Raw genomic sequence first — 20,788 nt, 5'->3', positions numbered from 1 at the left:
AAATTATTTTTATATGAAAATTATTAAAAGAGATAATAAAGGACCAATTATTAAGCTATCTATTGCAAGCATAGGACTCCCTATGGATATTACTATACCCACAAATAAAGGCGCTATCATGGATCCTATCTGAGATACTGCATTAGCGAATCCCATAGAAGTTCCTGCATTTTCTTTACCCATTATTTTTACTACTATTGAATCTGTAGGAGGTCTATACATAAAGGAAGATATTCCTAGAATAACACTAATTGGCATGAGAAAATATGGATTCTTTATAAATGATACAATAATTATTGAAATAATAAAGAGAATTAATGAGGTTTTAACTAATTTAATATCCTCGATAATCCTCGAAAGTCTCCCAGAAAGTATTATAGAAAATACTTGACCTACTGCATATAATACGAATAAAATTTCAGAAAGTCTTTCAGGTACACTATCGTAAAGAACTAAAAAGGGGAATAGCCACGATGACGTCCCCCATGTACCCCATAATTCTCCAGCTCTTATAATTGAGACCTTACCTACCCTTTTATTTAGTATAACTTTTCTAGCACTCTTTGGTTTACTAACTTTAACATTAAGAAAGAATGATAAAAGAGACGTCAATATTAATCCTATAAATATACTAATATAAAAAAATTTCCAATAAATCAAGATAATTCCAGAAAAAATAGCTAAGAGAAGTAAAACTATTGGAGCTGAACTCTCCAGGAGCGCTAAATAAGGAGTTAATGGTCTTTCCAGTGAGGAAACAATTTTTACTGATGATGGAAAAAGTCCTGCTGTTAAAAGACCTTCAATAAAGTATAATAAATAAAGCTCGTAAATACTTTTTACAAATATGAAAAATGGTATAAAAATTCCTGAAAGCAACGCTGAAATAAATATTGAATTTTTTGGTCCTACTCTATCAATAAAAATACCCCATAATATTGAACTACTCACGTAACCTACATAAAAAAGGAAGAGTACTGTTCCTATTTCCACCGAAGTCATATGAAGAATATAAGCGAAAGTTACTGCAACAACTCCCCAACTTAACCTTAAAGCTAATTGAAGGAATGTTGCAGTCCAGCTTAAACCTAAAGAAAATCTCATAAAAAATGAGTAGAATGAAGATTTTTAAATTTGTTTAAAGTTGGAAATACTTTGAAACGGAACATTAGGATTTTAGAACAAAAACTTCATGTTTTATTATCGAAATAAGTATTAAGTTTTCACAATGTTATTTGTTCCATTAATACTCTCATTCTTCTAAATACTTTTTATGAATATGCCAATTTAACAGCGTAAATAACTCGTCTGTACATAGTTTTTAGTAGGATAGTTTTAAAAAATTTTAAGACAGTCTATATTACTAAAATTTTCTAGTGAATTTATATAAAAAATTATAAAGTTAATAACATCCTCAATATGCTAATTGAAAAGATATAAATACTCATTATTTAATCTTTGAGATACAGATTCAGTGATTAAAACAGATAATGTGAACTAAAAGTATAAATATATGTAGATTTAATGTATTATATGCAAACATGTCCCATGTGTGGAGCAAAATTAACAGAAGGTTTAAGTTATTGCGAAGCGTGTGGAGCTGACATTAGTATATATGATCAAGTATCTGACCTCCTCCCCGCCCTAAAGGGCGAGGGTTCCCTGAGGTCTCAAGGGTTACACCCCTTTACGGGTGCTACTCCGTTATGAAATACTAGGAAAGACAACGGTTTTTTAGCCGTCAACACTACTTTGTCTATCGCTTTCTTAAGAATGTTTAAAGCACCGTTCAAGTCGCTGTGCAATCTGTGACCAAGTGAACAATTAACGACTCCCCTCGGATACCTTTTTACCTCCACGCCATGGTATGCACAGTATTTCGAAGTATTATATTCAACAACTTCAAACACTCTCATCCCGTACTCTTGAGCCTTCAACTCGATAGCATCCATCAGTTCACGGTAAGACCACAGATTGACTGTGAACTTATTACCCTTATCTTGTGCTATATTGAAGGGATAACCCAAGTATATGGCTGAAACTCCTAGCTCATGGAGAGTCCTTACCAAGTGGAACGCTAGGTTTCTGTACAGATGCAAGAGACGTCTTGTTAGTTTCTTGAACAACCTCCTCTTCTCTCTTGTTAATTCAGCGCGTGCCTCGTCCTCACCCAGATCTTTAGTTTTGTCAACAAGGGACTGGGCTTGCGCTATCCTCCTTTGAAGGAAGAAGTAGTCCGCCTTAGCCCTAACACCCTTGTAGAGCAACCATGCGTCGTCAACTACAACACTTGCCAGGACGTTAATACCTAGGACTCATACTGTTTATAGGTCTATTCTGTGGGGTCTTTTGCTTTCTCTCCCTATAGGTGTTTTTCTTTATTTAGTTTTTCCTTCTGTTCTTTTCGTTCTTTCTGTTATTCTTGACGGGTTGTTAGTTGGCCCTTCTCATATGCTTTTAGACGTATTTACAGAGAGAGGAATTTACCATAAGTTAAAAGGAAGGTGGAGGAGGATTGCCTTAGCTCACTTCTCTTATGATAACCCGCTTGCCAACGGTTTAGCGATATTATTAGGAGTATTAATGCTATTTGCAGCAATGGAACTGCATAGTTATCATTACTATTACTATTATCACTATTACAAATATTATTTCTAATGAGATAGTAATCGTACTAAAATAAAAACAGAAAAGTTTTTAAATGTGTTTTTTCACAAATAGAAATCGGGGATGAGGGGATGATGAGCACGACACGAGTTGACCTATGATAGGCCGCCGTTGCTCTGACCTGACCCCCTCATCCCTAACTTATTCTTACTTTCCTAACTATTAAGCTTTCTTCTCATTGAATTTTGAAAAATTGTTAAGTAAATAGTATAAGCGCATATCTGGGATCCCAAAGGGAAAAATAGCGTGAGAAAAATTGAATAAACTTCCTAGTTTACTGAATAAAAATTCTATTTAACCTTCTTTTCTAACTCTTCAACTCTTCTCTTCAACTCCTGAAGTTCCTTAACTATCTCTTCCGAACTCATTTTATTTCCTTCCTTTTCCTTCATATAACACTCGAAAGCCTCTTTCAACACTTCATAAACGCTCACTTTCCTCTTTTCAGCTTCATCTACTATCTTCTTCCATAACTCGTCGTCAGGGAAGTAAACTGACTTGTAACCGGGTCTAGGCATTTTACCTCAGTATACTTTACTGTACTTTAATATAAAAACTTTAATGTACCACAATGTACCACAAGGTTTAAATATCTGAAAGTACAATATGGTACATGGCGGGGTCAAATGATGAGGGACGACGGGCTGACCCATGATGAGCTTGTTGCGAACTGACCCCGCCTTATACTTCTTTGTACTTTATAACTAATAACTTTAATCCTGCCTGGATCCTCGATTTTTTGTTTGTTTGGGCAAGCTCTCGCGTGAATGTAAATAACATTAACAAATATGTTAATCCTGAGTGGGTGGGATTAGAAAGTTGTTTTTTACAGCGCTGTTAGGATATTAACAAGTATGTTAATCCTACTTAAGGTTTATTAAGGGGATTTTACACGTTAAAATATTGTGCAAAAACTCCAGAATACTGAGAAAATATTGATAATTTTATCTCACGGCTGTGCTACTTTAGAGCGTTTAGAGGAAAAGACTGGTATCCCAAAAGAAGAACTGCTCGTTTATCTGACCAGACTGTACAAGAGGGGATTAATTTACCGTAAGTGGCAAAAATACGGTGGTAAAAAGTTCCGGGAATACTGTTTAAAGTACAGAGACGAAATTTTGCGTTAACCGGGGGGTAAACGCTTTGAAACGTCTTACGAATTCTGCTACTATTTTATTCTACTTTTCTTTTACAAGATGATTCTATTTCTACTTCAACGTGCAACAGAAAACGTTTCTAAACCCCGTTTTACTGAAACACTATCTAGCCTGTCGAGCCCCTGACCCGGGTTCAAATCCCGGCCGCGGCACCTGATATCATAATAGTCCTTTACGACCTGGTCTAAAGGTGCTATGTAATTGTCCCTCCTCTTACCACTTAAGTCATTCTCTATAGTGTAAACGTAATACTTCCCCTTGACTTCCCTTATTCTTATATCACCAAATGTGAAAGTCTTATTTATTACCCATTACCTTGTTATCAGCACGTCGTTTTAAAAGCCTTGATAATTATCATATCAGACGTGGTTATGAAAGTACGTGATAAGGATTCCTCAGTATTGGGATAAATTGAACTGTGAAGGTTTTTCTAATTAAATTATACTATAAGAGAACTTTATTATCACGCAGTACAACTAACGTGCATTAAGGGATATTTCTATACACTAGCATAATAATATTATCGTTTTGCAGTAGTCCAGATAATGTAATCTTGATTCATTTACTGCTTGATAGAAATTTTAATTAAAGAAAAATAGACATATAGGAAAAAATTATTCTCCTATTACTTTAGGAGGGTTACCTTCTTAGCAAGAATACTGCCGCTATAGCTACAACAATAATTACAATAACTATTACTACTAATAGAGTGATATTCAACCCACTTGAAGAAGTTGTAGAGGTTGGAGTTTGAGATTTCAGGGTTGTTACAGGCGAAGTTGCGGTTGTGGAAGAGGTGCTGGAGGTCGTAGTAGCTGATGTTGTGGACGTTGTAGATGATGTAGCTGTGGAGGAAGTTGTTGTAGATGACGTTGTGGTTGTGGAAGAGGTGCTGGAGGTCGTAGTAGCTGATGTTGTGGACGTTGTAGATGATGTAGCTGTGGAGGAAGTTGGTACAACGTTAGGAGACACTACAGTCAAGGTTATACCGTTAGGGAAGTTAGGTCCTTGGACATAGACCCACATTCCGTGAACCTGACTACCAGGGACATATACCTCCATGAAAGACGAAGTCATATAGAACTCTAAGCCTTTCGAGTTTCCGTACACTATTCCGGAAGCTCCGTCTGGTTGAAGATTGTATGTATAGTAGTAAGTTTGATTCTCGAACGTGTAACTTACATTTCCAGAGCTAGTTCCTTCTATGACCTTCACGATATCTTGCTGGTTCGCTACATCCTTTAAGAGCAGTAAGTATCCATTGCTCACGTTCTGCACACATACATATGACCCGTTAGGTCCGGCAGATGAGAACGAGGGGGTTTCGAGCGTGCCTGTGAGTCCATAACTAACGTTGACTACAACAAAGTATGGCACATAACCTGTTAAAGTGCCATTGTAATTCAAGAGGAAAGCTCCATAGAAGTAGTATATTCCCTGAGATAGGTAATCAGGTATTGCGACGAATTGAGTTTCGCTTGCCTCATAACTCTGTGAGGAACTTGGGAAGGAAGTAGTCTCTTCAACGCCGTTGACAAATGCGTTTGTGACTAAGTTACCTGAGGATTGGACGAAAGTTAGGTTCCCCATTAAACCTGAGGGGACGTTGTAAGTCAAAGTAACGTTAAAGGAAAGATACTCCCCCGGCTTAGCGCTCACTAACTCGATTCCATTACTCCCATTCACGTAAACCGTACCTTGAATCGCTTGACTTACGTGTACTACATCGACTGAAAAGCTCTGACCGTCCAGTGATACGACGTCTTCTCCCACAGGAAGCGTAAGTGTGACTTCCTTGAACGAGAGTGGAGGAACTGAAACTGAAGCACTCTGCATTCCATTGACCTCAATTTCACCGCTTCCCACGTCATTTCCCTGATTTATCACCAATACGTTAAATTGAGCGGAACTTCCCGACGTTGGAACAACGTTTGAACCGTCAACTCCTCCTATTGACAAGGGAGCTAACTGTAGGTTGGACGAAGTAGAAGATGTAGCACCGATGGAAAAAGACGCCAGGATCAATCCTAGGACTAATGAAAAAAGCAGTGTGCCCAAGACCTTCCTGTCCTGAAGTATTACTTTAGGATTCTTTACCTCTTTCAAGATCTTAACCTTCAAATGGATTATTCTCAGACTTAATCTAATTCTTTTCCTACCTTGTATTATGGAGAACTGTAGAAAAGTCTCCTTAAGACTCATTCAATTTTATATCGATTCCATTGTATACAGAAATATACTAAAGTATATATAGTGCTAGCTTGATTGAGAAGGCAGGGAATTCAAATGAACAAAATAGTAGGACTAGCCATACTAGGTATTTTCTTAGGATCTGTGTTAGTGGGAATACTCCCTCTAACCACAGCAGCAGCGCTATCATACCCAATTAAGTTCGGAAGCGACAACCCATCCGAGATATACACCTTACCGGCATCTAACGTTATTCCCTACTACAATGGAAAAATGCCAGGAGGTTTAGTTAACCTCTTCATAATGAATACTTCTATGTTCAATCCTAGTGCGTTAACATTCTACCTCTACTATCCTAACGGAAATCTAGAGAGCGAAGTAACATTATCAAGCATAGTTGGATACCAAAACTTGACTTACTACTCACCCAGCCTAAGCTCGATGCTGTTTGTGATAAACGCAACACCGTCAACCGGAACAACTGAGTCAGTAAAGGAGTTTGTAGGAGCTATACCTAACGTAGGAAACTACGTGCTAAATGACACAGGTGCAAAAGTCAGCTCTGTAAACGAGATAGCACTTCCAGAGATTTTTGATCCTGCAACAATACAAATTGGAGATGTGCTAGTAGTTGACTACTCCGGTTCAAACTACACCTTTGGTGTTGGATCTCCTAATAACATGATAGTATCATTGGAAAATGGATTACAAGAGAACGGATTCTTCCCAACTAGCAACTACGACGAATTTGCAGGAAGACAGAACGGGTCCATAATAGTAAGTGATCCAAGCGCCTATGATGCTGGCTTAACTAGCGAAAAATTATTCCTCAACCTAACATACTCTCCACAGTACCCAATTACAGTATACTTCAAGGTCAATGGAATAGTAAATAACACAAAGGACGTAATGGTATATAACTCAGCCGGTCAAGAAATATATGGACCAGCTATAAACAACTTCTACGGATCTACTCTAGCTCTAACCGGATTATTTAAGGCAATTGCGTATGAAAACGTAGATTCAGTATATTCCTATAACCCAATTTTAGGAAATGTTTCAATATCTGCTGGAACTCCAAGTCCCACATTCGCTTCCTACCCAACGGACGACTTCAATGCAACTCCACCTACAGTAAATAACATTACTACTACATTAACTGTAAACGATAATGCTACATTGCAGTCCTCTGGCTACGCCAGTGGAACAGAAAACCTGTTCAACATTACTATATACTTCTCACATGTTAGTGCTAATGCACCTGCAGACTATATAGCATTCAACATAACTCCTGATTACCCATACCTGATTAACAAGGTAAATGTAACAATTAACGCATCAGCAATGCTGACATACTCTCCATCCGCAAAACCAGCGTACGTGATGACATTCTCCACTGAGTCTGAAGAAAGAGGAATAATAACTGGAACAGGATACAGTGCATTAGGTTTAGATGGTGTAGGATATCACTCAACTGGTAATTATCCACTTCCAATAGCAATAGGAGTTCCTGGAGTAGGATACATAGCCCTAGTAGAATTTGGAATATGGGACAACTATACAGTAGTGACAGTAGGAGGATATGATCAGCTTAACGTTCCGTTCAGCAATGTCTATCCATACAGAGCAGAAGTTCTAACTCCACAGTTCGTGACATATCCATCCTCACCAGTAGTAAGCTCCTTATCTCCATACTGCCTTGGAGTAGAGAACATAACTGTTAAGGCTCCAGACGACCCATTATACACCGGTTTCACAGCAAACTCAGTTAACGCTCCATCAGTCAACGGACAGTGGGATACAAACGTACCTCCAATCGGTGCAAGCACAGGATTCCATGTGTACTTATTCAACGGTGCTAACCTAGTCCAGTCGTTATCTAACATATATACGCTTCCTGAACCTGCCCTCCATGCAGTTCCAGTGCTAAACACAACCAGTGATAAGTATTACACAGTAGAGGCATATACTAATACCACTCCATTCTACACTCTGAAGCTGAATATAATGCTTACCTCAGGAACAACTCCTCAAGTAGTTGAGCAGACAACGTCATTCGCAGGAATCCAGTACGTAGACGGATTAACTCTGTATGTGCCACCTCAGGATCTATCTGCAACAAAGATGGAAATAACATACGTAGACTCTGACTTCGCCGTGTACTGGTACTTCAATAACACTAGGGGATATGAATTGAACTACACTATAACGTTCAATACCTCATCTCTACCCGCACTCCACACTCCAAAGACTGCATACATACCTCAAAACTACTATAACATCAGCCTCTTAGACGGATTCTATGCAGGCCCTCTAGGATCTATACTTAAGATAGCTACCGTGTCCACATTCCCAGGAATGTATCTATACTATCCTGGCGCAATGAACGGAATATTCGTAGGTAACCTAACTGGAATAGCTGTAATGTTAAGCAACGGAACCACAGAGAACATAACCCTAACTCATAACAACGTAAGCTCTATAATACCCAACCTAGAGTTGTCTGAGGACTCCTCCTGCAGTGGAATATTCACTACCTCGATAAGCATACCTGGACTTGAGAGAGTACTTCACGTGACAGCTCAAGAACTTAACGGAAGCTACGTAACAGTATACTACAAGGATAACATATCTGGACAGACAATACATAACACTACCAAACTACTCCTCAACTCAACGGCAATAGCCCCGATAAGAAACGGAACTGTAGACTTCATAATAACCACAATTAAGGCAATAAGCCCAACTCAAGTAGTAGTAGGAAGACTTCCACTATACGTAGTCACACAACCAGAGATACAGATAGCAGACCCAAGTGAAGCAGCCACAAGTCCATCCAGCATAACCTATCTCAATGCCACATCCGTTACGATACACTCAACACTTAACTACACTGCAGTAATAACATACAACACAACTACCGATGAGACAAATGTCACTGTATATAACATGACCCATGGAATGATATACACCAGCAAAGTAACTGGAGACGCATTACCACTACTAGCTAGAGAAAATATATCCTCTCCATACTACATAGGATCACCAGTGAACTTCGAATTCACTCCTGGAACAACAAGTGCACCATATCCAACTCTAATGGTAGAGTCTAACGGAATAACACTGAGCTTAGGACTTCCTGTACAAGACTTCGTAGCTCCTAAGGTAGTTCTACAGAACGGTACAGTACTAAATGAGACTGTCAACTCCACTATAACCGTAAATGTGAAAGATAGTCTAGGAGATCAATTCAGCGCAACAGCGTACTTACTTCCAGTAAACCAGGAGCCATTGAGGATAGCCCCATACGGAATATACGTACCACATAACCCAACTCTATACACTACAGCAGCGTCTGAGACATACATGTATAACCAGTCAGTGCAAATAACATCTGGAAGCTTGGTACTAAACCTGAATGTAACTCCAGTGATAAAGTATCCATTCTTCGTATACATGCAGGGAGAGGTTCATGAAGGATATGCAGCAAACTCGACTACTGCCGTATTAGGAGTTGCAACAGGATACACCTACGATCCATTCTTCGCCCCAGGTGTGTCTCTACCAGTATCACTTAACTTAGGAGGAATAACCGGCCTTGAACCAGGACATGTGTACACAGTATACGTACAAGCATACTCGTACCCCGGCGGACCAATAATGTCAGAGTTCCCAACAACCCTAGAGTTCGCTAATGTAACATATGTGTAAAGTTAAACTTTTTTTCAAAGTTAACCTTAAAATTATTTGTACGTGATAATCATGAAGATGAATAAAATTGGTTTAATAATGGCAATAGTTGCGATATCTTTCGTTTTCTCATCATTTACAGCTATGTCTATGATAACAGGAGATGGATATACTATATATAGCCCGGCTCAGAACAACCAAATCTATCAGTACGGTCAGTCAGTCGTACTGAGCTTCACCTCTCCATATAAGAGCTCTCAGTTCACTGTAACGATAGATCGTTTCATTGAGGTAAATGGAACACTGGTTGCCAAATTATACAATTCCATACCTGAGTTCACCAACTCCACTGGAGGATTCACTGGATCAATAATGACTGGAGATAATCCGCCAGGAAAGTATCTGATAATCCTAAATGATCCTACATATGGAGACGCATCAGTAGAGTTCAACATAACCATAGTTCCACCACATTATCAACAAGCTACAATATCCGTAACTGTAGAGAATGAAAGCAACCTCCCTATATCTGGAGCTTCAGTAGTTGTATTGAACTCAACTAACGACCAGCAGGTTAACAGTGGAATTACCTCGTCGACCGGAACTGTAGATCTAACTGTACCTTACTTTGGAACTCCGGTTACATATATAGTGAAAGCTAGTGCTACTGGTTACGTAACGCAAAACACTACTGTAACAGTAAACTCTAACACTACATTCCCAGTTACCTTAGTATTACCCAATGTAGGGTTCTCATTTACTGTTCAGGGAATATTCCAGAACGGACAAAGTGTAGCCCCGGCTAACGATAGAATAATTAATGTATACCAAGGTGTACCACTTACAATAGAGTATAATGCAATAGATGATGGAGTTCCTGCTTCTGGAGCTAAGATAACTGAAATGGTAACTTATCCTAACGGAAGCATCGAGCAATACACTGCTACAGTAGGCTCTAACGGACTAGTTAACATAACGTTCACTCCTCCTCTGTCGACAAGCCAGACAACTCTTAACATGGAGATATCTGCCTCTGCTTCATATAGTGGAATGTCAGCATCATTACCATATGTAATCTATGCGTCTGCAATCTACAACTACAATGCAACAATAACCCAGCTTCAGAAGGAAGTGAACAGTCTAGAAAATACTACCTCTTACCTAGAGAAAGAAATGTCCAGTCTGAACGCTACAGTACAAGGGCTAGAGTCAAAGATAGACCAGTTGTCTACTGAGATATCCTCGCTTAATTCTACGTTAATATCTCTAAATAAGACAGTAACTAACATAAATTCAACCAGCATTCCGCAGCTAGAGAAAGAAATAAGCTCATTAAACTCTAACATATCTTCTCTTAAGAGTGAACTATCTAGTGTAAACAGCTCAGTAACATCGCTCAAATCAACAGTAAGCTCAGCTTCAACTCTAGTATACGTGGCATTAGCAGCAGGAATAATCGGTTTAATAGTTGCAATAATAGCAGTAGTCCTCGTCTTAAGAAAGATAAGGTAAAGGTAAACTTTTTTTAACCCTATAACACACGTATAAGTGCGGTCATAGTCTAGCATGGATTAGGACGCCGGCCTTCCAAGCCGGAGGTCCCGGGTTCAAATCCCGGTGGCCGCACTTTTTCTAATCGCTTTTATTTCTTCCCTCTACAATTCTTATTCATGGAGAAAGCTGAACTTCTTTATAACGCATATAAGCGAAAGGAGGCAATAGAACCTTTTGAGGTAAGTAAGGAAGAGGCAATGAACATATTTCTCAGGTTCTCTTCTCTACTAGTATCTGACGAAGGTCTAGGCGGGTACAAGATATCATTAGTGAGGAAAGAACACCTAGAGAGGTTCGGAGGTGACCAACCAATGTATGGTATACTCACAAAGAAGATGATAACTAAAGAGAGAGAAGTCTTACTCTCCTTTCCTAAGAACTTCGCAGAGCTTGAAGTCGTAATTCTAGCTCAGGGTTGTAATCCCGTGAATATACCGGAATGCGTAAAGGGAATCTTCATAGGAGTAGAGTTGCCGTCTACCAGGTTTAATACTTGGAACTTGAATGCAAATCAGCTCTTGGCAGACGACTCTGCGGCCGGAAACCTATTCATCGGACATGAGGTTGAACTGCCTCTGAAGGCTTCGATGTATCTAAACGGAGAAAAAGTGGGAGAAGACTCCCCAATGTTTCTGTTAGGCGGACCCATAGAGATGCTGAAATGGCTCACTGAAAGAGTAGGAGTTGTGAACGGATATGTCTCCTCAGGCGTCTTCGTGGGACCAGTGGAAGTGAAGAAAGGAGACGAAGTGACTGTAGAATGTTGTGGAAGAATGACTCAAGTCCATCTAAAGTAAGATAAGAGCGGCGCTTCAAAGCTCTTCCTTTTCCTTTCTCCTACCTCTAGGTTTCTCTGGCTCCCATACTTTTTACGTCGTCTTTACCTTAAAAAAATTTTAAAAGATAGACATTTCTTCTTTAATCTTTATATTAGATTCTTTAAATTATGAGATATTTATTATCCTAATCTCGATTTTGATTAAAAGTTTAGTAAATTAGCATTCACCTACGATAATACGTACACTTATCATGATAAGTTAATACGTGTAACTACTTAATCTAGTACCTAAAAGATCGTTAAATTTTATCATTAACAGTTATATAAGAATATTGACATACCTTTCTTGCGACCTCATTTGATGATAATCAATAAATACCTTCCGATCCCACGTCAGACTGACAGTGAGTTATGGACCAACGAAAGGATAGAACACATCAGAAAACTTGCATTGACAGGAAAGCCCCATTCCATCTTCGAAAGGGGAGGGAACAGGATCATAGACAAAGTGGAATTCAAATTAGGTAAAAACCCTGAGCTGACCGACTCTCCTACCTCCTCCCTATCTTTCTCTTTTTCTAACGTGGATATGTCTATGCCCTTGTATTTGGGAGACATGTCTTACGGAGCGTTAAGCGGAAATCCGAACATAACAATTGCCAAAGTAGCGGACATGACCAAGACCCTTGCAGGGACGGGAGAGGGAGGCCTCCACGAGGAAGTGTCTAAGTACAAGAGAATCTTCGTACAGTGGGCCTCAGCTAGGTTCGGAGTGGACTCTAGTGTCCTGAGTAAGGGGTTGGGTGTGGTCATAAAGATAGGACAGGGAGCGAAACCAGGTATTGGAGGACACTTACCCGGTAAGAAAGTCACTAGACCCATCTCCTTAGCCAGGAGGATACCCGAGGGAATGGACGCTATCTCTCCCGCCCCTCACCACGACATATACTCCATCGAGGACTTAGGACAGAGGATACAAGCTTTGAAGGAGATGACCAGAAAGCCGGTCTTCGTTAAGGTGGCTGCGACTAACTACATACCCTACGTAGTTGCTGGAATAGCGAGGATGAACGCCGATGGCGTGATCATAGACGGACATGGGGCTGGGACGGGCGCAACTCCTCAGGTGATCAGGGACAACGTGGGTATACCCATAGAGATGGCAGTCGCTTCGGCGGACAATGTATTAAGGAAAGAAGGGTTGAGGGAAAACTTCACCGTGATAGCAGCCGGGAGGGTGACCTCAGCTACCGACGCTGCGAAGTTGATAGCTCTAGGTGCTGACATAGTTAGTGTAGGAACTGGGGCCCTGATCGCGATGGGGTGTGTCATGGTTCACAAGTGTCACATAGGTTCATGTCCGACCGCACTCACAAACAAGATAGACGGTACCAGGGAGATGGACATAGAGTTCGGAGTGAAGACTCTCACGAACTTCATAAACGGGTTCGGGTCTGAGCTGAGGAACATCTTGGATAACCTGGGGTTGAGGAACGTGAGGGAATTGAGAGGGAGAAGGGATCTCCTATACGGGAATGGGCTCAGCGAGGAGACCCTTGAGATCTTGGGAATAGACGGGAGGGTTGAGGAAGCCACAGTGAAACAGGGGGAGCTTTGGAACAGGAGAATAGAGGTATACCTTCACGAGCTTATGAACAAGGGAGAGCCCGTGATAACTAGCATGGGAAGCACTGCGCCTCCAGACGTTGAGAAGCCGGGAAGGATAACCGACTGGTTGAGGTCTGACGGTGCTCAGGTCACTAGACCTCCAATAGACCCTTACAGGGAGGACATCGATACGTCCTTTTACTTGGACCACGGGAAGGTATACCTATCGCTTCCGGTCATATACGACGTAAACAACGCTCCGGAGAAGTATAGGGAAGCCTTCCTCTGGGCTTCAATGGCCCTGAGCTCAGCTGTCTTCTCCGAGGACACGGCCCGTGGGTACGAAGAGGTATCATTCTCAGCCGACGGGAGGGGTATTGCAAGTTGGAGCGCTTCCCTGAAAGAAGGACACTACCTAATTGTACCCTCCTCCTTGAACGTGATAGACAGTGTGATCGGACTTGACGTTCCCGGCTTTATCATAGACGAAGACGAAGGGAAAGACGATCTGGAGGTAGTCGTATCTGAACTCGACACACGCTTGAAGGACAACGGCGTAAGGTACTATTACGACATACTGGCTAAATCAACGAAGATCAGAGACTCAGCGGACGTGTTCAAAATGGTCCTCCTAGGTGCAGACTCCACCATAGTTTCATACTCCCTCCTCGAGAGGGCTATAGGTCAGGGAAGTGAAGGGGACTTGAAGGAGAGGGCTTTCAACTTGATAGCAGGGATGAAGAAGGAGATAGCCCTCCTTGCCGGTGCGTCGGGAGTTTACAGCGTCCAGTCTTCCCTGACCGGAAACAGGGAGCTGTTGAGGTCTGTGAACTTGAACAGGAGGGTAAGGGAAATACTCAGGGTTAAACCCGCGGGTGGTCTCTGATGATACCTTCTGGGTGCGGAGTGTTTGGAGTAATAAGGAAAGACGGCAAGAAGAAGATCCCCGGCTCCACTGTAGTGAAGGCAATAGAGAAGGTCAGGCACAGGGGTAGCGATAAGGGGGCAGGGTTCGCGACGTTTAACTTGGGCGAGGGAAACGTATACTCACTGAAGGCCTTCCTGGAAGGTGACCCCTCGAGGATAATGAGGATGCTTAACGAACACGGGCTCCAAGTTACGTCCATGAACGCGTCCTACGAGAGAGGTAGCTTCTGTAACTGCAGTATAATGACCCTCGGGGACGTGAACAGGCTGAAGAAGGCGGTAAGGAACATAAATGAAGTGCTCTGGGACGACAGCAGAGGTAAGGGAAGGATATACAGCGTGGGCACGTCTGTCTCAGTCTTCAAGGACGTAGGGTATCCAGCGGACGTGGCTAGGAAGTACAACGTGGAGTTGATGGAGGGAGACATGTGGCTAGCTCATACTAGACAGCCCACTAATTCCCCAGGTTTCTATCCCTACTGGTCCCATCCATTCTCGACTTTCAATATCGCTATAGTACACAACGGCGACGTTAGCTCCTTTGGTGCTAACGTGGAGTTCCTCCAGAACAGGGGGTGGGAAAGCTTCGTGGGGACCGACAGTGAGGTCATAGCGTTCCTCTTCCAGGAGTTGTTAGAGGAAGGAATCCCGTTAGAGGAGGCAGTGAAGATAGTCCTGAACCCCTCTAGACGGTCCTCAGCTTTACCTTCTGTAAAGGACTACTTGTACCGTAACGCCAGGCTAGACGGGCCATTCACGGCCGTGATAGGGTACGACTCCATGGATGACCTATACTTGGTCGGGATAGCCGACCGTTCCAAGTTTAGACCTGCGATAATCGGGGAAGACGACGACGCCTTTTATGTGGCTAGTGAAGAGAGCGAAATCAGGGAAGTTTCCCCCAACGCTAAGATATGGACTTTAAAGCCGGGGTCGTACTTCTTAGCGTCGCTCAAGAGAGGCGTCATCTCTAGAGGTAGGGAGGACGATGAGGTGATGTCGTTCTCTCCTCCTCCAACGTTCGAGACAGACTTCTTCGATATCGACGCCATAAACCTCTCTTCGGAGGAGCTTAACTCTAGGCTTGAAGAGCTGTCATGGAAGGGGAAGTTGACTATCAAGGGAGTCAACGGACAGAGGTTCATAGGCAATACCCTCCCCTTCAAGGGGATCAAGGGATTAGAGGTCCATCTCTACGGGGTTGTAGGGAACTCCATGGCTAACCTTAACGAAGGTAACACTTTCCACGTCCACGGTAATGTACAAGACGACTGTTGCGATACAATGCACGGAGGGAAGGTGGTAGTGGACGGCGACGCTAGGGACGTAATTGGGCAGACTTTCCAAGGAGGTGTGATAGTGGTCAAGGGAAACGCAGGGAACAGGGTAGGGATACAGATGAGGGAATATCAGAACAAGAAGCCTTACCTCATCATAGGGGGTATGGTTGACGACTACCTGGGAGAATACATGGCAGGTGGGGTGACAGTAGTGTTAGACCTGAAGTCTAAGGACGCCAGGGTCGGGAACTTCGTAGGGACAGGAATGGTAGGTGGGAAGATATACCTCAGGGGAAAGGTGAGTCCTTCGAAGCTTGGGCTCCAACCCCCTAGGTTTGAGTTCGTCCGCCTCTTGAAGGCCCTCCTGATGGAAAAGATGATCACAGAGGAGGAAATGAAAGACCTCTCTAAGATGGAGTACCTTGAGGCAATGAAGAAGATGCAGGGCAAAGCCAAGGAGTACGCTAAGCGTCTCTTTGAAGAGAAAGTCGGCATACCGACGTTCGAGTATAGGGAACTCAGCGAGGGAGAGTTCAAGGAAATCTCGAGTTGCGCTGACGAAGTCAAGGAATACGGGGAATACTTAAAGGAGAAGTTCACCGTGGTCTACCCCAGCAAGTAGGTGAGGTTATCCCGACTTGAAAGAGAGGGAAAGGAGAAGAGGGTGATGAGGGGAGATGTGCTTATCCCTCCTACCCATCTCTTTCTTTTCCTCTCTATTCCTGATTTTCTTTCTTGATTTTTCCTCTCTATCTTTATATCTTCTTCCTTTTCACAAGTATTTAGACACGTGCTCCCATAGTCTAGCCTTAAAAGCTGAGGAGGAAAACCCTGCAGCTATCTCATGCATTTTTTCCCTCATGTCAAGGTTCAACAAGTCCTTGAGTTTAGATGACGCTTCCTCCACCGAGTTGTATCCTAACTCCTTGGGTACTACTTCATATGCCCCGCTGTTCACTGGGACCAAGGGGATTAAGCCTGCAGACATAGCCTCCACTACAGGTATGCCGAAGTGTTCCCCCAGAGTAGGGTGGAAATACACCTTTGCCGTGCTCATCAATTCTATCATTTGGTCTTGGGGTAAGTCGTGGTATATCTCGACTTTGGCACCTATCTCGTCCCTCAGCTTGGTTAACCTCCTCAAGTAGTCCCTTTCTATCAACGATCCCACAATTACACCCTTCACTCCCGTTTTAGCTGAGAGCTGTACGGCATTCTCCAGCATCTTACCTCTTTCTATTCTGCCTATAGTCACGAACATGTCCTCCCTGTCCTTTTTGGCGTAAACTTCCCCGAACTTCTCCACATCAACAGGGGGATATATCACGTCAGGCTCACGTACACCGTAAACTTCGCTTATGGCTTTAGCTGAAAGTTTCGAGTTAGCTATTATCTCACATCTAGAAGCCTCTCTCTTCAGCTTGGGGAGATAAAGGTAGAAAGGGATCAGGTATGCCCTCCAGATTCCTATGTACTTTGAGGGGAGCGATGAAATTGCAGGGGCTCCTGCATAGATCACGTGAGGGGCTATTCGAGATAGAGGAATCGGTACTCCAGACAAGTTGAGGAAGACCTTTGGTTTAACTCTGGACGCTGGGATCTTCACGAGGATTCTCTGATACTTGTCGAACTTAGGAAGGGAGAAGGGTAAGAAGTGGATCGACTCTCTCTTCTTAGGCTTCCCGAAAGAGATGGGGACGTAAGAGACCCCTTTCTCTTCGAGCATTTGGAACGACGTGAGGTACACCTTTCCTTCTCCACTGTAGACTTCTCTGACCCCCAGGCCGTGAGCTACCACTCCCACTTCAACGTTTTTTATTGATTGCACTAACTCATTTTGATGCCCGAGGTTTTAATTCCAGTGGGACCTGGAGACAAGAAGGAGTGGGTTCAACGAACTTTGGCCTCCGCCACTGCGATTTCAGATAAGGTGACAGTTTACGACAACAGTGAGAGGGAAGATCTGGGAGAGCTCATAGACCGTTTCAACGTGAGGCATGTTAAGGACAGGAAGCTCGAGACAGTGAACATGGCTAAGCTGAGGAACAAGCTGCTTTCTCTGGCTACCGAAAACGTTGTGATCACCATGGACAGCGACGTAGTAATCCCGTCTGCAGAGTCCTTAGTAAAGAAGGTGAATGAAGATGGCTATGCCTATTCGTGGATGCACTACGCATACAGTGAAGAGGAACTGAAGAGGCCCCGGGCTGTAGGGGAGGAGAACCCTAACTTGGGATGCGCCGCGTTGAACGTGGAGAAGATAAGGGAAATAGGCATGTTCGATGAGAAGTATGCGAGAGATGAGGACATATGGCTTTACTCAAAGCTCAAGAAGAAAGGGATGACAGTAGGCCCTGTGGAGGAGAGGTGCCTTCACCTGAACTCGTCCCACCTCAGGAAGGACTTCAGGACTTCCTTGAGGGAAGCTAGGAGAAACTTATGGAGGACTAAGTACGACATGATGATGGTGTTCGATGGACTTACGGACTTCACCTTTCTCACGGGCTACTTGTACTATGGGTCTTATTACGTAATCGGAGCCTCATCCGTCCTTTTTCCACCGATCTCCTTAATGTTCTTCCCTATCATAGGTTTCGGGATCAAGTATTACGGTGATCTAAGGAAGTGGGGTTACAACCTTCTACCTGGGTTAGCGTTAGCTATATCGTTACCGTACGGGTTTTTGTGGAACGTTCTCAGGACTCTCAGAGGAAAGTGAAGGAGAATTTTGAGCTTCTTGAAATGTCACTTCCCATTAAACTTTCCCTGTTGAATGAAGGAGTGACGGAAAGGGGGGAGAGAAAGGTGAAAGGCGGAGTCTAAGACGGGAAGGGAAGAGAGAAGCATCTTCTCTGCGATTCAGACCTTACTCTTCTGGTTTCTTTCTGGATTCCTTCAATTCGTATCAGAACCCTCTGAGACTCTCTTTTAGCTAAATGATTTAGAATTTAGCGTGAACTTATGGACTTATCGTCTAGGAAAGTTGAAGCGAGCTGAAAGCACTTTCTGGTCAGGGTCAAAAACTCTTAATTGAACTGTAAAGTTCGTCTAGCCTACCCATGAACCTCTCCTTCACTTCCTCATCGTAAATTAAGTTACCGTCCACTAAGACCTTTCTCACTGAATCTCCTGTGGTATTGTACACCACGTTCGAGAGTACCCTATCCTCACTCAAAGGTCTGAGTCTTCTAGGGTCTAAAATTATCATGTCTGCTACCATTCCTTTCCTTATCTCACCTCCATTTACACCGATGAGCTTATACCCGTCAAGGGTCGATGCCTGCAATACGTGAGAAGCCTTGACCCATAAGTCCCAGTATGAGTGCCTCTGAACCAACACTGCAGTCTTCATTTCCCTAAACATGTCAAGTGAGTTGTTGCTCGCGGCCCCGTCCGTACCGAGGGTGATGTTAGCTCCAGCGTTATACATTTCCTTGAAGGGAAATGCACCAGCAGTTGCCAATTTCATGTTAGAAGTGGGACAGTGCGTAGCGTTACTCAAGTACTTTAATTCCTGGTTGGTAACCCAACCCACGTGCACTGCTTGGATCCTATCTATCAACCCTTCGTCGTGGAGCAATTGGATCGGGAACTTCCCTGTCCTTTTCTTGATCTGAAAGACCTCTTCCCTCGTCTCTGAGATGTGCATGTGTATCCAAGTCCCCTGTTCCTCTGATATTTCGTAAGCCTTTCTGACGCTCTCCAAAGAGGCGGTGTAGAGGGAATGGACATTGACTATAGGCCTAAAGTAACGTGAAGAGGAGAGGGACCTCTGTCTTCTCGCCACGGCCTCCGGGCTTTCCCTTGTGTCCATGAAGGTCTCTCCGGCGAAGGCCCTGACCTTATATTTCTCCGATAAGTCTCTGACACCTTCAGGGTTGAAGTACATGTCCACAAATGAGGTAGTGCCTGAAGATATCATCTCTATCATGGATATCTCACTACCGACGTTCATCACTTCCTTTGACATGTCGTCTTCCTTTTCCCACATTGCCCTCAACCAGTCGTGTAAGTCAAGGTCGTCCTTATAGCCACGGAGGAGGCTCATCGGCGTGTGAGTGTGAGAGTTAACTAGTCCCGACATGAGGACTCCGCCTTCACAGTCCAGCACGTCTCCAGACTGGTAGTCTCCTACATCATCTATTACACCGTCCTTCACGTGAACCTTGACTCTGCTCTTGACCTCCCAAGGAGAGACGACCACGAGGGAACAGTTGATGACCGTGAAGTCCTTCACTCCGATATCACCTCTTTTATGGAGTAAGTGCATGAGTCACTAACGCAGATAACGTTTCCTTTTACCTCTAGCTCATGCCTGAAAAGAGGAGCGTCTACCACGAAAGTCTCTGCTTCGCCACCTTCAAAGGCTGGGTTGAAGCCGTATTTCCTCGACGCAAGGATGATTTCCTCTATGTCTCGTTCGTCGACCGCTTTCCCCACCAAATGGTGAGGAAACCCCATTGAGGCTGAATGAGTTATTATGAACTTGAAACCTTCATTAAGTAGAGACCTCATGTAGTGCTCTTGGTCCTTCCTCCAGAGTGGAGAGAAAACCTTCATTCCTAGCTCACCTGCAACCATGTTTATGTTCATCCTCTGATAGTCCGAAAGTAGGGCTCCGGTAACAACTCCCTGGTTTCCCTCATTGTTGCAGAAAAGCAAAGCCCTCCTGAGGTCCTCGATCTCCTCTTCCTTTTCCCCGGAAGTCTCAAACGTCTTTACGGGGAAACCCATCGACCTTGCTTGGAACTCAGTGAATTTGACGTTCTGATATTGAAACATCCATGAATCTTCTAGCTCAGGGAGGAAAGTGATCAGGCTGGTCACTTCGAAACCTTTAAGGACTGCCCAATGTAAAGCATAAGTGCTGTCCTTTCCCCCTGAAAAGAGAGAGCATATTTTCATTGAGAAAGAAGAGATATCTTTAGTTCCTATTA

15 protein-coding genes, 1 tRNA gene and 1 pseudogene are annotated in these 20,788 nt (G+C 43.1%); 9 read left to right on the top strand and 8 right to left on the bottom strand.

Features of this window, described 5'->3' with window-relative positions:
* Nucleotides 1–9 precede the first annotated feature (9 nt).
* Complete coding sequence (locus tag IC007_RS06290) at nt 10–1,104, bottom strand: MFS transporter (protein WP_054846868.1); 1,095 nt, start codon at nt 1,102–1,104, stop codon at nt 10–12.
* 566 nt (nt 1,105–1,670) lie between these two features.
* On the bottom strand, nt 1,671–2,267 hold the full coding sequence (locus IC007_RS06285) for a transposase (RefSeq protein ID WP_232049036.1): 597 nt from the start codon (nt 2,265–2,267) through the stop codon (nt 1,671–1,673).
* 40 nt (nt 2,268–2,307) lie between these two features.
* Here IC007_RS06285 and IC007_RS06280 point away from each other — a divergent pair.
* Nucleotides 2,308–2,658: pseudogene (locus tag IC007_RS06280) on the top strand (DUF1286 domain-containing protein); the annotation flags it as partial.
* 299 nt (nt 2,659–2,957) lie between these two features.
* Here the strand turns inward: IC007_RS06280 and IC007_RS06275 are convergent.
* Complete coding sequence (locus tag IC007_RS06275) at nt 2,958–3,185, bottom strand: hypothetical protein (protein WP_054846866.1); 228 nt, start codon at nt 3,183–3,185, stop codon at nt 2,958–2,960.
* A 387-nt stretch (nt 3,186–3,572) separates the two neighbouring features.
* Between IC007_RS06275 and IC007_RS06270 the strand changes: the two genes are divergently transcribed.
* Nucleotides 3,573–3,794 carry an ORF80 family leucine zipper DNA-binding protein gene (locus IC007_RS06270; RefSeq protein ID WP_054846865.1) on the top strand — a complete coding sequence of 74 codons (222 nt, stop codon included), beginning with the start codon at nt 3,573–3,575 and terminating at the stop codon, nt 3,792–3,794.
* A gap of 86 nt (nt 3,795–3,880) precedes the next feature.
* On the opposite strand, the gene IC007_RS06265 is transcribed toward IC007_RS06270, so the two are convergent.
* Nucleotides 3,881–4,060, bottom strand: a complete 180-nt coding sequence (locus tag IC007_RS06265; RefSeq protein WP_370685233.1) for a putative integrase — start codon at nt 4,058–4,060, stop codon at nt 3,881–3,883.
* 403 nt (nt 4,061–4,463) lie between these two features.
* Entirely contained in the window at nt 4,464–5,930 is a 1,467-nt protein-coding gene (locus IC007_RS13330) for a hypothetical protein (RefSeq protein WP_156303748.1), read from the bottom strand.
* A 180-nt stretch (nt 5,931–6,110) separates the two neighbouring features.
* On the opposite strand from IC007_RS13330, the gene IC007_RS06255 reads away from it, so the two are divergent.
* The 6 genes from IC007_RS06255 to IC007_RS06230 all read left to right on the top strand — a co-directional run bounded on the left by IC007_RS06255 (nt 6,111) and on the right by IC007_RS06230 (nt 16,473).
* On the top strand, nt 6,111–9,725 hold the full coding sequence (locus tag IC007_RS06255) for a hypothetical protein (protein ID WP_054845722.1): 3,615 nt from the start codon (nt 6,111–6,113) through the stop codon (nt 9,723–9,725).
* Between the two features lie 51 nt (nt 9,726–9,776).
* Entirely contained in the window at nt 9,777–11,216 is a 1,440-nt protein-coding gene (locus tag IC007_RS06250; protein ID WP_149528509.1) for a carboxypeptidase-like regulatory domain-containing protein, read from the top strand.
* Between the two features lie 38 nt (nt 11,217–11,254).
* Nucleotides 11,255–11,330 (top strand) — tRNA-Gly (locus IC007_RS06245).
* 44 nt (nt 11,331–11,374) lie between these two features.
* Nucleotides 11,375–12,055, top strand: a complete 681-nt coding sequence (locus IC007_RS06240; RefSeq protein ID WP_149528508.1) for a hypothetical protein — start codon at nt 11,375–11,377, stop codon at nt 12,053–12,055.
* A 339-nt stretch (nt 12,056–12,394) separates the two neighbouring features.
* Nucleotides 12,395–14,530 (top strand): FMN-binding glutamate synthase family protein, encoded by a 2,136-nt coding sequence (locus IC007_RS06235; protein ID WP_149528507.1) that lies wholly within the window; start codon nt 12,395–12,397, stop codon nt 14,528–14,530.
* Nucleotides 14,530–16,473, top strand: a complete 1,944-nt coding sequence (locus IC007_RS06230; protein WP_054845719.1) for a class II glutamine amidotransferase — start codon at nt 14,530–14,532, stop codon at nt 16,471–16,473. The genes IC007_RS06235 and IC007_RS06230 overlap by 1 nt, the downstream gene beginning before the upstream one ends.
* 150 nt (nt 16,474–16,623) lie before the next feature.
* On the opposite strand, the gene IC007_RS06225 is transcribed toward IC007_RS06230, so the two are convergent.
* The gene (locus IC007_RS06225; protein WP_232049035.1) at nt 16,624–17,679 is read right to left on the bottom strand and encodes a glycosyltransferase; all 1,056 of its coding nucleotides are present in this window, start codon (nt 17,677–17,679) and stop codon (nt 16,624–16,626) included.
* Between the two features lie 12 nt (nt 17,680–17,691).
* Here IC007_RS06225 and IC007_RS06220 point away from each other — a divergent pair, with 12 nt between their 5' ends.
* Complete coding sequence (locus IC007_RS06220; RefSeq protein ID WP_054845718.1) at nt 17,692–18,570, top strand: glycosyltransferase family 2 protein; 879 nt, start codon at nt 17,692–17,694, stop codon at nt 18,568–18,570.
* A 297-nt stretch (nt 18,571–18,867) separates the two neighbouring features.
* Here IC007_RS06220 and IC007_RS06215 read toward each other — a convergent pair whose 3' ends face one another.
* Complete coding sequence (locus IC007_RS06215; protein ID WP_149528506.1) at nt 18,868–20,121, bottom strand: amidohydrolase; 1,254 nt, start codon at nt 20,119–20,121, stop codon at nt 18,868–18,870.
* Nucleotides 20,085–20,756 (bottom strand): diphthine--ammonia ligase, encoded by a 672-nt coding sequence (locus tag IC007_RS06210; RefSeq protein ID WP_054845759.1) that lies wholly within the window; start codon nt 20,754–20,756, stop codon nt 20,085–20,087. Before IC007_RS06210 ends, IC007_RS06215 begins: the two co-directional genes overlap by 37 nt.
* Nucleotides 20,757–20,788: the final 32 nt, after the last annotated feature.

Source organism: Sulfuracidifex tepidarius, from assembly GCF_008326425.1.
GTDB classification, from domain to species: Archaea; Thermoproteota; Thermoprotei_A; order Sulfolobales; family Sulfolobaceae; genus Sulfuracidifex; species Sulfuracidifex tepidarius.
Note: the sequence above shows the minus strand (reverse complement) of the source record. Positions and strands in the feature narration are given on the sequence as shown.

Bases quoted from the DNA above. Each gene is read 5' to 3' on its own strand.
- IC007_RS06290 (WP_054846868.1), bottom strand. From the start codon at position 1,104: ATGAGATTTTCTTTAGGTTTAAGCTGGACTGCAACATTCCTTCAATTA.
- IC007_RS06275 (WP_054846866.1), bottom strand. From the start codon at position 3,185: ATGCCTAGACCCGGTTACAAGTCAGTTTACTTCCCTGACGACGAGTTA.
- IC007_RS06255 (WP_054845722.1), top strand. From the start codon at position 6,111: ATGAACAAAATAGTAGGACTAGCCATACTAGGTATTTTCTTAGGATCT.
- IC007_RS06250 (WP_149528509.1), top strand. From the start codon at position 9,777: ATGAAGATGAATAAAATTGGTTTAATAATGGCAATAGTTGCGATATCT.
- IC007_RS06240 (WP_149528508.1), top strand. From the start codon at position 11,375: ATGGAGAAAGCTGAACTTCTTTATAACGCATATAAGCGAAAGGAGGCA.
- IC007_RS06230 (WP_054845719.1), top strand. From the start codon at position 14,530: ATGATACCTTCTGGGTGCGGAGTGTTTGGAGTAATAAGGAAAGACGGC.
- IC007_RS06220 (WP_054845718.1), top strand. From the start codon at position 17,692: ATGCCCGAGGTTTTAATTCCAGTGGGACCTGGAGACAAGAAGGAGTGG.
- IC007_RS06215 (WP_149528506.1), bottom strand. From the start codon at position 20,121: ATGCACTTACTCCATAAAAGAGGTGATATCGGAGTGAAGGACTTCACG.
- IC007_RS06210 (WP_054845759.1), bottom strand. From the start codon at position 20,756: ATGAAAATATGCTCTCTCTTTTCAGGGGGAAAGGACAGCACTTATGCT.